The following is a 14,001-nucleotide window of genomic DNA, read 5'->3' on the forward strand; positions in this document are numbered from 1 at the left end:
GGGCAGCGGGCCGTTCAGCGCAACGGTGCATGATAGCTCAGCTTTGGCCGAGCTTCGATTCCAGGTAATGGATATCGACACCGCCTTCAGCGAAATTCTTGTCGCGGAAGATGCGGTCACGGTGCAGCGGTATATTGGTCTTGATGCCATCGACGACGATCTCTTCCAGCGCGTTGCGCATGCGGCGGAAGGCGATGTCGCGGGTCGGACCCCAAGTGATGATCTTGCCGATCAGCGAATCGTAGAACGGCGGCACCGAGTAGCCGGAATACAGGTGAGAGTCCACCCGCACGCCGTTGCCACCGGGGGCGTGGAAGTAGCTGACCTTGCCGGGACTCGGAGTGAACTTCTCCGGGTCCTCGGCGTTGATGCGCACTTCCAACGCGTGGCCGTTGATCACCACGTCCTGTTGGCGGATCGACAGCGGCTGGCCGGAGGCAATCAGCAGCTGTTCCTTGACGATGTCGATGCCGGTGATCATCTCGGTCACCGGATGCTCCACCTGCACGCGGGTGTTCATCTCGATGAAGTAGAACGCGCCGTTCTCGTACAGGAACTCGAAGGTACCGGCGCCGCGGTAACCGATCTCGATGCAGGCATCGACACAGCGCTGCGCCACTTCATCCTTCAGATGCTGCGGGATGTGCGGTGCCGGCGCTTCTTCCACCACTTTCTGGTGACGGCGCTGCAGCGAGCAGTCACGGTCGCCGAGGTGGATGGCGTTGCCTTGGCCGTCAGCCAGCACCTGAATTTCCACGTGGCGCGGTTGGGTCAGGTACTTCTCCATGTACACGGTGTCGTCGCCGAAGGCGTTGCGCGCCTCGGTGCGGGTCAGTGCAATGGCGCCGCGCAGTTGCTCAGCAGATTCCACCACCCGCATACCACGGCCACCGCCGCCGGCCGCCGCTTTAATCAGCACCGGGTAGCCGATTTCTGCCGCCAGCCGCTCGGTGTTTTCACCGTCTTCGGTGACCGGGCCGTTGGAGCCGGGCACGGTGGGCACGCCGGCGTTTTTCATCGCCTCGATGGCGGACACCTTGTTGCCCATCAGGCGGATGGTGTCGGCTTTGGGGCCGACAAACTTGAACCCAGAGCGCTCCACGCACTCGGCGAAATCAGCGTTCTCGGCAAGGAAACCGTAGCCCGGGTGGATGGCATCGGCGTCGGTCACTTCCGCGGCGCTGATGATCGCCGGAATGTTCAGGTATGACTCGGTGGACGGCGCTGGGCCAATGCACACGGCTTCATCGGCCAGGCGCACGTGCATCAGGTCGCGGTCGGCTTTGGAGTACACTGCCACTGTGCGAATGCCCATTTCGCGGCAGGCGCGCAGCACCCGCAGGGCGATCTCGCCACGGTTGGCAATTACGACTTTTTCCAGCATGGCCGGCTCCTGATCAGACAATGGTGAACATCGGCTGGTCGTATTCCACCGGCTCGCCGTTTTCTACAAGGATGGCTTCGATGGTGCCGGACTTGTCGGCTTCGATCTGGTTCATCATCTTCATCGCTTCGACGATGCACAGCACGTCACCGGCTTTCACCTGCTGGCCCACTTCGGCGAAGTTGGCCGCGTCCGGTGCCGGGGCGCGGTAGAAGGTGCCGACCATCGGTGAGCGCATCACGTGGCCGTTGAATTGCGGCTCGGACGGTGCAGCAGCCGGGGCCGGTGCAGCTGGGGCCGCCGCGGCCGGGGCCGGCGCCGGGGCAGGAGCCATCGCGGGAGCGTAGGCGGCCGGCATCATCACGGTGTTGCCACGTTGGCTGTGGCGGCTGATGCGGACGGACTCCTCGCCCTCGTGGATTTCCAGCTCGTCAATGCCGGATTCCTCCAGCAGTTCGATCAGTTTCTTGATCTTGCGAATATCCATGGAACGATCCTGTGTGGGGTGGTCAGTGAGGCCCGGGCGGGTCAGTCGCCCAGGCGGCTGAAGACGGCTTCGAGCGCCAGGTAATAGCCTTGGGCGCCAAGGCCCAAGATCACACCCGACGCGATGTCGGAAAAATAGGAGTGGTGCCGGAACGCTTCCCGTGCGTGCACGTTGGACAGGTGCACTTCGATGAACGGAATAGCGGTGCCGAGCAGGGCATCACGCAGCGCCACGCTGGTATGGGTGAAGGCTGCGGGATTGATAATGATGAAATCGGTGCCGTCAGCGGCGGCCGCATGAATGCGGTCCACCAGCTGGTATTCGGCATTGGATTGCAGGATGTCGAGCCGGTGGCCGGCGGCCGCCGCGCGCTGGCGCAGCTCGGCGTTGATGTCGTCCAGCGTGGTATGGCCGTAGGTGTCCGGCTCGCGGGTACCGAGCAGATTTAGGTTCGGGCCGTGCAGAACCAGCAGTGACGCCACCAGGACCTCCAACACGTGCGCAGGCATGAACTGCGCTGAAAATGTGCCGATTTGGATACAAATTGCCCCGGAAGTCCGGGGCAATATTCAACCAGCAATACTAGGGGCAAAGCCGGGGCAGGAAAAGTGTTTTACAAGATTCCTTACAACTGGAACCGCACGGTCACGGGGTTTTAGCCCTCAGATCGCCGGAATTACCCGCTGATTTAGATGCTCCAGGAACCGGCCGGCATTCATTTCTCCAAGCACCCGGCTGTCTGCCACCTCGTTGCCGGCGGCATCGAAGAACAGGAAGCTCGGCAGGCCGAAGATGTTGTGCTGCGCCATGATCGCCTGGTTGTCAGCATTGACCTCGGTGATATCGGCGCGCACCAGCAGCATATCGTGCTCGGCGAAGCGGTCCAGCACGCTGGCGTCGGCGAGGGTGGTGGCTTCCATGATCTTGCACGCCACACACCACTCGGCGAAGAAGTCGACCATCACCGGCCGGCCCTCGGTGCGGGCGTCGGCCAGCAGCTCATTGAGCGCGGCTTGCCCTTTGACGTCGACAAAGGCGCCGGAACCGGGCTGGCTAGCCGGTCCGGCGGCAGCCGGCATCGACACCATGGTCGGTGCCGTAAACGGAGCCAACGGCTGTAGCGGGTCGCGACTACCAGCCGCGGCGCCCACCAGCAACAGCGCGCCGTAGAGCGCCAGCACCAAGGCCACGCCACGTTTTAAACGGCCAGCGTCGGCCGCGAAAGCACCCAGTGCGACGCCGTAAATCAGCAGCAGAATGCCGTACAGCGCCAGCGCCAGCGGGGCCGGCACAATGCGTGACAGCAACCACGCCGCCACCGCCAACATCACCACCCCGAAGAACACCTTGATGTCGTCCATCCAGCCGCCGGCACGCGGCAACAGATGGCTGCCGCCGGTGCCAAAGATAATCAGCGGCACGCCCATGCCGAGCGCCAGCGTGAACAGCGTCAGGGCGCCGGTTACCGCATCGCCGCTGCTGGCCACATACATCAGTGCGCCGGCCAGAATCGGCGTCACACAGGGCGACACGATCAAGCCGGAGATAGCGCCAATCAGTGCCGCGCCGCCCAGTGAGCCGCCGCGTTGGCGGTCGCCGGCGGCACTGAGGCGGTCGCGCAGCGCGGCCGGCAGTTGCAGCGTGAACACCCCAAACATACCCAGCGATAGCACCGCAAAGATCAGCGCCGCGACAATGATGGCCGCTGGCTGCTGCAGCATGAATTGCAGGTTGAGACCGGCGCCGAACAGCGCCACCAGCAAGCCGGCGAGGGTGTAAGGCAGCGCCATGCCCAGCACATAGGCGGTGCTAAGGAAAAAGCCACGTCGGGCGGTGGGCTGATCTTGGCCCGCGATGATGCCGGACAAGATTGGAATCATTGGGAACACACAGGGCGTCAGTGCCAGCAGCAGGCCGCCGACGAAGAACAGCAGCAGCACCTGCGCCAAGTTCTGCTCACCGAGCCAGCGCGAGAACACGTTGGCGTCCTGCGAGCGCAGCGTATCGAAGAAGCCGCTGCTGTCAGTGCCGGCGCTAGCGCTGTGGGCCGCCGGTTCGCTGCCGACGCTGTCGGCACCGCCGAAGTCCAGCTCCAGCTGGCTTTCCTGAGGCGGGTAACACAGCACATTGTCGAGGCAGCCTTGGTACTCGGCGGTCAGCACGGTACGGCCGCTGATGCCGTCCGGCAGTGGCAGCGCCAATGTCAGCTGGTCGAAGTAGACCTCCACCTCGCCGAAGATTTCGTCGTCCTTAATAGTGCCGTCGGGCAGCGACAGCGGGTCGAAGCGGTGCAGCTCTCGGCCCTGCTGGTCGTACAAGGTGAAGCCCAGCGACTGCCGGTACAGATAGACCTGCGGCAGCAGGCTGAAGATCACGTCCACGCGCTGGGCGTCAGGGTTGGCGAAGGCTTCCACCTGCAGCGCCTGTTCCGGTCTTGGAATTTGCTGGTCGCCGAACAGGTTGGCGTGGGCCGGTGTGGCGGCCAGGCACCAATACAGTAGTGGCAGCAGAATCGTTCGCAGCAGCCTCATGCGCAGTTCCCCCTTAAGGTGATATCCGTGTCTGACCGGTTGCCCTGCTGGTGCCGCCGGAGTGCTCTACGTTCCCGTGGGTCTGATATAGTTTCCCGCAGTGCGCGCGTGGGCGCGCACGCTGTTTCGGGACCACGGGGACCTTTCCCATGAACAACAAACGATCCTACTCGGCCGCCGCTGGCGGTGCGGGCACTTCTGCTGAACGGCCGGTGCGCAGCGCCCGGCGCTGGACTCTCGGACGCACCATTTTGGCGGTGGTGGCGTTGTTGCTGTTGGTGAATATCGGCCTTGGCTGGTATTGGAGCCAGGAGCCGGACCTGATGCCGGTCCGCACTGAAGGGCGCGAGGTGGCCGGCCAAGTCATTACCGGTTCGCTCATCGACGTGGCCGACACCCTGCTCACCAAGCCCGGCGGCTACCTGTCCAACGACATCATGCCGCACCGGCTGTGGCTGGATAACATGCCAGCTTGGGAGCTCGGCGTGCTGGTGCAGGTGCGTGACCTGACCCGGGTGATGCGTCGTGACATGAGTCGCTCGCAAAGCCAGAGCCGGGAAGATCCGGACTTGGCGGTGGCGGAGCCGCAGTTCAACTTTGACCACAAGAGCTGGGCGGTTCCTGCCACCGAAAGCGAATACCGGCGCGGCATCAATGCGCTGGAGCGTTATCAGGCGCGGCTGGCGGCGCCGGCCGGTGAGAACGCCCGTTTCTACGCCCGCGCCGACAACCTCAACTACTGGCTCGGCGAAGTGCAAAACCGGCTTGGCAGTTTGTCGCTGCGGCTGTCCGCTAGCGTTGGGCGTGCCCAGCTGGACTTGGATGACGGCAGTGATGATCGTGTTGGCCAAGTGGAAAAGACCCCCTGGAGCAAGATCGACGATGTGTTCTATGAAGCACGCGGCGCCAGTTGGGCCTTGGTGCACTTCTTCAAAGCCGCAGAAATCGAATTCCACGATGTGCTGCAAAAGAAGAATGCACTGGTCAGCTTGCGCCAGGTGATTCGCGAGTTGGAAGCCACTCAAGCTACGGTATGGAGCCCGATGATCCTCAATGGTTCCGGATTCGGGATGTTAGCAAACCACTCTTTGGTGATGGCCAACTATATCTCCCGCGCCAACGCCCAAATCATCGATTTGCGGGTATTGCTCACTCAGGGTTAATGCCGCCTTCATGCTGGCTTCATCTGCCGGACTGGCATCTGGTTCGGACCTCACGCCCGCTGCATTGCAGCGGGCGTTTTGGTTGCGGCGCAGGCGACCGCGCGGGCAGTGCTCGGCAAGCAGGAGCTGGGGTGCAGAATGTGCCGATGGGGCGTGGCGGACAGCCACAAAAAAGCCCTGCATAGCAGGGCTCTTTCACAACGCAGCCTAGATCAGCCGTTGTTGGCGATCGCGTAGGCGTCGATGGACTGCAGAATCGCTTTGCGTGCGGCCTCAGCGTTGTCCCAGCCGTCCACTTTCACCCATTTGCCGGGCTCGAGGTCTTTGTAGTTCTCGAAGAAGTGGCTGATTTGTTGGATCAGCAGCGGCGGCAGGTCGGTGTACTCCTGCACGTCCTTGTAGATGGTGGTCAGCTTGTCGTGTGGTACCGCGATCAGCTTGGTGTCTTCGCCGGCTTCGTCGCTCATGTTGAGCACGCCCACTGGGCGGCAGCGGATGACGCTGCCCGGCACCACCGGGTACGGGGTCACCACCAGCACGTCGAGCGGATCGCCGTCGTCGGACAGGGTGTTGGGGATGTAGCCGTAGTTCGCCGGGTAGAACATGGGCGTGGCAAGGAAGCGATCAACGAAGATGGCGTTGCTGTCTTTATCCACTTCGTACTTGATCGGGTTGCTGTTGGCGGGAATCTCGATAACGACGTTGATATCGTTCGGGACATCTTTGCCGACCGGCACTTTTGCGTAATCCATGGTGTCCTTCAGTGGTGGCTGGGGCGAATGGCGGCGGATTATACCAATCCGGGCCGCTTCTGTACCACTGGCCGCCGTCGACTGTGTAACGGGATGATAAATGACCAGTTTGATGACGGCGCTAATCGGCCGCCGTGGCGCGTGTCGTGGTCGGGCAAACTCAGTACACTGCGCGCATTGCTGATTGGTCCGAGGACTCTCTGTGTTTCAACAACTTCCCTTGCATGAGCGGCTGCTGCGCGCCGTCGAACAGTTGGGCTACCAAGCCCCCACCCCGGTGCAGGCGGAGGCGATCCCGGCGGCATTGAACGGCCGCGACCTGCGTGTGACCGCCCAGACCGGCAGCGGCAAAACCGCCGCCTTCCTGCTGCCGCTGCTGGACCGGCTGGTGCGTCACCCGGACCACCGCAAGGGCGCGCGGGTGTTGATCCTGGCCCCCACCCGTGAACTGGCGCGCCAGATTGCCAAAAGTGTCGAGCAGCTGACGCCGTTCACCTTTGTCAGCGCCGAAGCCATCATCGGCGGCGAGGATTTCAAGGTGCAGGCGGCGCGCATGCGTCGCAACCCGGACATCCTCATCGGCACCCCCGGGCGGCTGCTGGAGCATCTGGAAAGCGGCACGCTGGAGCTGGGCGATGTGGAAGCGCTGGTGCTCGACGAAGCGGATCGCATGCTCGACATGGGCTTCAAAGATGACGTGTTGCGGCTGGCGCAGGCCTGCCCGGACAGCCGTCAGACGCTGCTGTTCTCTGCCACGCCCGGCGGCGATGGGCTGGCGCAGGTGGTGGCGGCGGTGCTGCGCGATCCGCAGGAGCTGGTGATCAACAGCGTGCGTGACATGCAGACCAGCATTCGCCAGCAGATCATCACCGTGGACGATCTTGGTCATAAAGAGCGGGTGCTGCGCTGGCTGCTGGCCAATGAGCCCTACGACAAGGTGATTGTGTTCACCAACACCCGCGAGCAGGCTGATCGGCTGGCCGGCGTATTGCGCAGCCAGTTCGAAAAGATCTATGTGCTGCACGGCGAGAAGGACCACAAAGAGCGCAAGCAGATCATGGACCGATTCCGCAACGGTGATCTGCGCGTACTGGTGGCCACTGATGTGGCGGCGCGCGGGATCGACATTGACGGTCTGGATCTGGTGATCAACTTCGATATGCCGCGCAGTGGCGACGACTACCTGCACCGGGTTGGCCGTACCGGCCGTCAGGGCCGTGACGGCGTGGCGATCTCGCTGGTGGCGGCGCACGAGTGGAACCTGATGGCCAGCATCCAGCGCTACCTGCGCCAACAGTTCGAGGCGCGTGTGATCGAGGCGTTCCCGGGTAAATTCCAAGGGCCGAAGAAGCTCAAGGCATCCGGTAAGGCGGCTGGCAGCAAGAAGAAAAAATTGAAGAAGAAAGACGCCGCCAAGAGCGCCGCCAAAGGCAGCGGCAAGGCGCCGGCGAAAACTGCGGCCAAGGCACCCGCCAAGTCCGGCGCACGCAGCAGCACGCCGCGTCCGGCCGCCGCTGCAGAGGGCGCGGCGGCGAAACCTGCTGCCCGGCCCCGTCGTCCCGCCGCCGAAGCGGGCAACGACGCGCCGCGTCGCAGTGCTGACAGTGCCGCGCCGAAGCGCGACAAACCAGCCGGCAATCGTCCGCGGCGTCCGGTGGCTGCGGATACCCAGTCTGGTTACGCGCTGCCGAAGAAGAAAAAGAACCCGCCGCCGCTGGATTAAACCGGCGCGGTGGTGCCGACACAAAAAAGCCGCTGTCATCGACAGCGGCTTTTTTGTTGTCCCGATTTCCGCCACAACGGGCGGAATGGGGGATCAGATTTCGAATTTGCCTTTCAGCTTCTTCGGCACTGCTTCCAATTTCAGCCGCGCGTGCACCGGCAGGCCATTCTTGAACGGCGTGTCCGGCTCGCCCTGGATCAGCGGCGCCAAGTAGGCACGGGCTTCATCGGTGATGCCAAAGCCGTCGCGGGTGATGAAGTTACGCGGCATCTTCTTCTCCACGTTGGCAACATCGGCCAGCGGCGCTTCTTCGATGGTCCAGCTGAAGGTTTTGCCTTTGCCGCGGATGATGGCCGGCATCACCGCGTTCTTGCCTTGCTCGGCAAACGCCACGGCAGCCTGGCCGACAGCGTAAGCCTGTTCCACGTCGACGCCGGAGGCGATGTGACGCGCCGCCCGTTGCAGGTAGTCCGGCACCGCCCAGTGGTATTTCAGCGCCAGTTCGTCGCGCACCATCTGCGCAATCACCGGCGCCACACCGCCCAGCTGCTTGTGGCCGAAGGCATCGGTGGTGCCGGCGTCGGCGAGGAAAGTGCCGTCCTTGTAGCGCGCGCCTTCTGACACCGCCACCACGCAGTAGCCGTATTTTTTCACCGTCTGCTGCACTTTCTTGAGGAATTTCTCTTTGTTGAAGGCGATTTCCGGGAACAGGATGATGTGCGGCGCATCGCCTTCCTGCTCCTGGGCCAGACCGGCGGCGGCGGCAATCCAGCCAGCGTGGCGGCCCATCACTTCCATCACGAACACCTTGGTGGAGGTGGCGCACATGGAAGCGACATCCAATGCGGCTTCGCGGATCGACACTGCAGTGTACTTGGCCACCGAACCGAAGCCCGGCGAGCAATCGGTGATCGGCAGGTCGTTGTCCACCGTCTTCGGCACGTGGATGGCCTGAATGGGGTAGCCCATGGTTTCCGCCAACTGCGACACCTTCAGACAGGTATCGGCGGAGTCGCCGCCACCGTTGTAGAAGAAGTAACCGATGTCGTGGGCGCGGAACACTTCGATCAGGCGCTCGTACTCGCGGCGGTTGGCGTCCACGCTTTTGAGCTTGTAGCGGCAGGAGCCGAATGCGCCGCCTGGAGTGTGCTTAAGCGCGGCGATGGCGCTGCGCGATTCTTTCGAGGTATCGATCAGGTCTTCGGTGAGGGCACCGATGATGCCGTTGCGGCCGGCGTAGACCTTGCCGATCACGCGGCTGGACCGCGCCGCTTCAATGACCCCGGCGGCGGAGGCGTTGATGACAGCGGTGACACCACCGGATTGGGCATAAAAAGCGTTCTTGCGGGCCATGCTATTCAGTCCTTCATTGGATCACGGTGCGCGCATGATACTGTCCGCCACCGCCTCCTGCCATCTTGGTGCGGCAGGCGACAGCGCGGGTGCGCTTTGCCACAATCGGGCCTTTGCCGAATCCGTCGACGAGGACAACATGCATATTCACGTGCTGGGCATCTGCGGCACCTTCATGGGCAGCTTGGCGCAACTGGCGCGCGCCCTCGGTCACCGCGTCACCGGTTCCGATCAGAACGTCTATCCGCCGATGTCCGATCAGCTGGCGGCGGCCGGTATTGAAGTCATGAACGGCTATCTGCCGGAACATCTGCAGCCGGCGCCGGATCTGGTGGTGATCGGCAACGCACTGCGGCGCGGTAACCCGGCGGTGGAGTATGTGCTTGACCACGATCTGCCCTATGTGTCCGGCCCGCAGTGGCTGGCGGAGCAGGTGTTGGCCGGGCGCCACGTGGTGGCGGTGGCCGGTACCCACGGCAAAACCACCACCAGCAGCATGGTGGCCTGGATCCTGGAGCATGCAGGCCTGACGCCAGGCTTCTTGATCGGTGGTGTGCCGGATAATTTCCACGTGTCGGCGCGGCTCGGTGAGGGCCCGCTGTTCGTGGTGGAGTCGGACGAGTACGACACCGCGTTCTTCGACAAGCGCTCTAAGTTCGTGCACTACCACCCGCGCACGCTGGTGCTCAACAACCTGGAGTTTGACCACGCCGATATTTTTGCCGACCTGGCGGCCATCCAGACTCAGTTCCACCATCTGATGCGCACCGTGCCGAGCCGTGGCCGGGTGATCCTGCCCGCCGGCGAGCCAGCGCTGGAACAGGTGCTGGAGATGGGCTGCTGGAGCGAGGTGGAGCGGTTCGGCGCCGAGGCGCCGATCACGGTCACCCGTGAAGCGGAGGACGGCAGCCTGTTCAGCGTTCACAGCGACGGTGAAACCGCGCAGGTGCGTTGGACGCTCACTGGCGACCACAACGTCAGCAATGGCGTCGCCGCGCTGCTGGCGGCGCGCCATTGTGGCGTGTCGCTCACCGACGGCGCCGCCGCGCTGAGCGTGTTCGCCGGCGTCAAACGGCGCATGGAGAATCTTGGCAGTGTTGGCCCAGTGACAGTGTTCGATGACTTCGCTCACCACCCGACCGCCATTGCCACCACGCTGGCCGGCCTGCGCCGCCGGGTCGGCGACGACACCGTGGTGGCAGTAATCGAACCGCGCTCCAATACCATGCGCCTGGGCACCCACCGCGAACAGTTGAGCGATGCCGTGGCCGAGGCCGACCACGTAGTTTGGTACCAGCCGCCGGGCATGGACTGGTCGCTGGAATCGGTGGTGGCGGCATCGCCGGTGGCGGCCGAAGTCAGCGGCGACTTGGATCAGTTGGTGAACACACTGGTGGAGCGCTACCGCCACAGCGCCAAACCGGTGCAGGTGGTGATCATGAGTAACGGCGGCTTCGGCGGTGTGCACCGCAAGCTGTTGGCGGCATTGCAGGCGGCGCCAAGCGCCTGACGTCCGTGCCGATACCGGCTAGAGGCGTGGGGAGCGATCCAGATAGCTGTTATGACGGCGCTGCGGGTATGGGACTGCTAGGCCGCTGGCGGACGCGGGCTTGCGCGATCGGCGCTTGAATATTCATCGCTTGGCGCTTGCGATGCTGACCTACGCGCGCAATTTGGCTGCGCTGGCTGAATTTGAGCGTTGCCAGTCGCTGCCTTCAGGTCAACCGGCTATCGCCTTGGCCGGCGGCGTTACGTCGCTGCTGGGCGTAGCGATTGGCACCGCTTTGCCGAGCACGTCGCCCGCGGCAGTCGAAGCCTAGAGGCGGGCCCGCGCTGCCCCGACAGGCAGTGCCTGGCGCTGCGCACACTGATGAGCGAGGTCGCCGCTGCTTTTGCGGCGGCAGTGGCGGACGGCAGCATGCAGCTGCCGCGCCCTTGACGAGGACGGACACCATGAACACAACTCCGGCGCCGCTGCGCGTCACCCTGGCCATCACTGGTGCCTCCGGCGCGCCCTATGCGCTGCGTTTACTGCAGTGTTTGCTGGCCGCGCAGGCCGAGGTCTATGTGGTGGTGTCGCAGGCGGCGCGCGTGGTGATCGGTACCGAAACCGATCTCAAGTTGCCCAAAGGCACCGCCGCCATGGCTGATGCATTGCGTGCGGCAGTGGGCGAATCCGGCGGTCGGCTGGTGGTGTGCGGGTTGGAGCAATGGACCGCGCCGGTGGCGTCCGGCTCTGGCGCGCCGGCGGCGATGGTGGTGTGCCCCTGTTCCACCGGCACCCTGTCGGCGATTGCCACCGGCGCCAGCAACAACTTGATCGAGCGCGCCGCTGATGTGGCGTTGAAAGAAGGCCGCAAGCTGATCTTGGTGCCGCGCGAGGCACCGCTGTCGGCGATCCACTTGGAAAATATGCTCAAGCTGGCGCGTCTTGGCGTCACCATCATGCCGGCCGCGCCGGGCTTTTATCATCGGCCGCAGTCGGTGGCAGAGTTGGTGGATTTCGTGGTGGCGCGCATTCTCGATCAGCTCGGCGTGGCGCAGACGCTGATGCCGCGCTGGGGTGAAGCAGCAGCCGGCGAGTCAGACTAAAGCACAGTGGCGTGCTCGCTGCAGCGGGTGATGATGGAAGGCTCCCTACGATCACAATAACAAGGAGCCACATATGCCCCGTTTCATCATCGAGCGAGAGGTGCCCGGCGCCGGGCAGATGTCCAGCGATGACATCCATTCACTGTCGCAGGCGTCCTGCGCGGTATTGCGGGAAATGCCGGCGGTGCAGTGGGTGCACAGCTACGTTACCGACAACAAACTCTATTGCGTCTACATCGCCCCGGACGAGGCCGCGGTGCGGGCTCACGCCGAGCAGGGCGGCTTCCCGGCCAACGCCATCCAGACCGTGCGCCGGGTGATTGATCCCACCACTGCCGAATAAATCCTAGCGCTACGGCCCGGCTGCATCGCCGCCCTGGCGATGCAGCCACCGCTGCCGCTTCTGAATCGTTGTGCCCAGCACGATAAGCGCTCAGCCCCATTGCTGCCCGTGCGGCGCCCACGGCGCTGTGCCGGCACTGGCGCAAGCGCTCGGCCACGCCCGTGGCAACGGACTGCTGTCGGCATCATCCTGCGGACCGGCGATGCGGAGTCCGAGCCGCAGTTGCAGCCATTGGCTGAGCAACTGTTTGCCTTGTTCCCACTGATGGAAACCGGCTGCCACGTTGATGTGGCCCACAGCACCGAGATTGAGGAAATCGGTTTCCCACAGTGACGCCATCAGGCGCGCGCGGCCCAAGGCGGCGGCGCGGTCGGTTTCTGATCCCACCAGCAGCGCAGGAAACGGCAGTGCGCCCACCGGCAGCGGAGCAAAGGCGCGCAGCGGCTCGGCGGCGTCCGGGCGCTCCACGTCCGCCGGTGCCACCAACAGCGCGGCCACCACGTTGTCGCGCCGGTGTCGCTGGGCCCAGTGCGCCACCGTCACGCAGCCGAGGCTATGGGCGACCAGCACCACCGGACCGTCCAGCGCCGCCAACACATCATCCAGCCGTTGCACCCAGTCCTCGCGGCGCGGTGTGCGCCAGTCGTCCTGCAGCAGCAGGATTGATCCGGGCAGCGTGCGCCACCAGTGCTGCTGCCAATGATCTGGGCCGGAGCTGTGCCAGCCGGGGATGATCACAAAAGTCGGATTCACGACTGCACACTCCCTTGAACGTTGAACAACGGTGAACGGGTCAGCGCCGAACAAGGCGGTGCCAGCTGGTCCCCTTGGGCATGCTGGATGCCGAGGTCGGCCAAGTGCGGTAGCTGCGCCGCAGTGGCGCCGACCGCCACCAGCTCGGCATCGCTGGGCCATTCCCGGCGCCAGGCGTTGAGCGCCGGCCAATCCAGCGGGCCGCTGCGCAAATCGAGCTTAATCCAATCTGGCTGCCACGCCAGCCAAGCCGGCTGCGGCGCTGCCTGCACTGGTACGTCGTCCAACGCTAGCCGGTAGCCGCGGGCGCGGTAATTGTCCACCGCCTGCTGCAGGTGCGGCACTTGCAGCACAGCGGCGGCACTGATTTCCAGTATCACTTGCTGCGGTGACAGCCCCAGCTGCCGCAGCACCGCCTCGAACACTTGGCCATGGCGGTGCAGCACACTGGTCAGATGGCGCGGGTGCACATTGAGCGCCAACAGCTGGCCGGCCGGCAGTTCCAACAACAACGCATTGAGCGCGTGCAGGGTGCGGCACAGGCGGTCGAGCAGCACCACTTCCCCGGCTGCGGTGGGCAGCATGAACACGCTGGCCGGCGACAGCCGCCGTTGCGATGCGGCGGTGGCGCGCAACAAGGCTTCATGGGCCACCGTCGCACCGGTGTCGGTGCGGATGATGGGCTGAAATGCCGAATCCAGCGTCAGCCCGGCGAAGCGAGCTTGGATGCGCCGCTCCGGCGTCTGCACCAGCGCCGCGTCCGCGTGCTCGCCGTATTCGAGCCGGTACTGATGGTTGAAGTAGTCGATCAGGTGCGCCAACGGCATGACAGTGTCTCCACAGCAGGAGACAAGTTTAGGGCGGCAGGCTTATTCCATAAAAGACTGTTTTGTGATTCTTATATTCCAAAAATAGAAAGC

At 64.0% G+C, this 14,001-nt stretch carries 13 protein-coding genes; 5 read left to right on the forward strand and 8 right to left on the reverse strand.

Features of this window, described 5'->3' with window-relative positions:
* Nucleotides 1-37: 37 nt before the first annotated feature.
* The 4 genes from accC to dsbD form a co-directional block, all read right to left on the reverse strand.
* On the reverse strand, nt 38-1,384 hold the full coding sequence (gene accC, locus AB5I84_RS03730) for an acetyl-CoA carboxylase biotin carboxylase subunit (protein ID WP_369454506.1): 1,347 nt from the start codon (nt 1,382-1,384) through the stop codon (nt 38-40).
* A 13-nt stretch (nt 1,385-1,397) separates the two neighbouring features.
* Complete coding sequence (gene accB / locus AB5I84_RS03735) at nt 1,398-1,871, reverse strand: acetyl-CoA carboxylase biotin carboxyl carrier protein (RefSeq protein WP_369454507.1); 474 nt, start codon at nt 1,869-1,871, stop codon at nt 1,398-1,400.
* 41 nt (nt 1,872-1,912) lie between these two features.
* Nucleotides 1,913-2,353, reverse strand: coding sequence for a type II 3-dehydroquinate dehydratase (gene aroQ / locus AB5I84_RS03740; RefSeq protein WP_369454508.1), 441 nt, complete (start codon nt 2,351-2,353; stop codon nt 1,913-1,915).
* 180 nt (nt 2,354-2,533) lie between these two features.
* A complete protein-coding gene (dsbD, locus tag AB5I84_RS03745; RefSeq protein WP_369454509.1) occupies nt 2,534-4,402 on the reverse strand; it encodes a protein-disulfide reductase DsbD in 1,869 nt (622 codons plus the stop codon).
* 149 nt (nt 4,403-4,551) lie between these two features.
* Here dsbD and AB5I84_RS03750 point away from each other — a divergent pair, with 149 nt between their 5' ends.
* The gene (locus tag AB5I84_RS03750; RefSeq protein WP_369454510.1) at nt 4,552-5,565 is read left to right on the forward strand and encodes a DUF2333 family protein; all 1,014 of its coding nucleotides are present in this window, start codon (nt 4,552-4,554) and stop codon (nt 5,563-5,565) included.
* Between the two features lie 212 nt (nt 5,566-5,777).
* Here the strand turns inward: AB5I84_RS03750 and ppa are convergent, their stop codons facing one another.
* Nucleotides 5,778-6,317: an inorganic diphosphatase gene (gene ppa, locus AB5I84_RS03755; protein WP_369454511.1), complete on the reverse strand. Its 540-nt coding sequence runs from the start codon at nt 6,315-6,317 to the stop codon at nt 5,778-5,780.
* Nucleotides 6,318-6,519: 202 nt separating this feature from the next.
* On the opposite strand from ppa, the gene AB5I84_RS03760 reads away from it, so the two are divergent.
* Nucleotides 6,520-8,040, forward strand: coding sequence for a DEAD/DEAH box helicase (locus AB5I84_RS03760; RefSeq protein ID WP_369454512.1), 1,521 nt, complete (start codon nt 6,520-6,522; stop codon nt 8,038-8,040).
* Nucleotides 8,041-8,133: 93 nt separating this feature from the next.
* Here the strand turns inward: AB5I84_RS03760 and AB5I84_RS03765 are convergent, their stop codons facing one another.
* Nucleotides 8,134-9,393 (reverse strand): 6-phosphofructokinase, encoded by a 1,260-nt coding sequence (locus tag AB5I84_RS03765; RefSeq protein WP_369454513.1) that lies wholly within the window; start codon nt 9,391-9,393, stop codon nt 8,134-8,136.
* A 139-nt stretch (nt 9,394-9,532) separates the two neighbouring features.
* Here AB5I84_RS03765 and mpl point away from each other — a divergent pair, with 139 nt between their 5' ends.
* The 3 genes from mpl to AB5I84_RS03780 all read left to right on the forward strand — a co-directional run bounded on the left by mpl (nt 9,533) and on the right by AB5I84_RS03780 (nt 12,328).
* A complete protein-coding gene (gene mpl, locus AB5I84_RS03770) occupies nt 9,533-10,903 on the forward strand; it encodes a UDP-N-acetylmuramate:L-alanyl-gamma-D-glutamyl-meso-diaminopimelate ligase (RefSeq protein WP_369454514.1) in 1,371 nt (456 codons plus the stop codon).
* Nucleotides 10,904-11,346: 443 nt separating this feature from the next.
* Nucleotides 11,347-11,985, forward strand: a complete 639-nt coding sequence (locus AB5I84_RS03775) for a flavin prenyltransferase UbiX (RefSeq protein WP_369454515.1) — start codon at nt 11,347-11,349, stop codon at nt 11,983-11,985.
* 73 nt (nt 11,986-12,058) lie between these two features.
* Nucleotides 12,059-12,328, forward strand: coding sequence for a DUF4242 domain-containing protein (locus tag AB5I84_RS03780; RefSeq protein WP_369454516.1), 270 nt, complete (start codon nt 12,059-12,061; stop codon nt 12,326-12,328).
* 90 nt (nt 12,329-12,418) lie between these two features.
* Here AB5I84_RS03780 and AB5I84_RS03785 read toward each other — a convergent pair whose 3' ends face one another.
* Both AB5I84_RS03785 and AB5I84_RS03790 read right to left on the reverse strand, forming a co-directional pair.
* A complete protein-coding gene (locus AB5I84_RS03785; protein ID WP_369454517.1) occupies nt 12,419-13,081 on the reverse strand; it encodes an RBBP9/YdeN family alpha/beta hydrolase in 663 nt (220 codons plus the stop codon).
* Complete coding sequence (locus AB5I84_RS03790; protein WP_369454518.1) at nt 13,078-13,908, reverse strand: EAL domain-containing protein; 831 nt, start codon at nt 13,906-13,908, stop codon at nt 13,078-13,080. Before AB5I84_RS03790 ends, AB5I84_RS03785 begins: the two co-directional genes overlap by 4 nt.
* Nucleotides 13,909-14,001: the final 93 nt, after the last annotated feature.

Source organism: Alcanivorax sp. REN37, from assembly GCF_041102775.1.
Lineage (GTDB): Bacteria > Pseudomonadota > Gammaproteobacteria > Pseudomonadales > Alcanivoracaceae > Isoalcanivorax > Isoalcanivorax beigongshangi.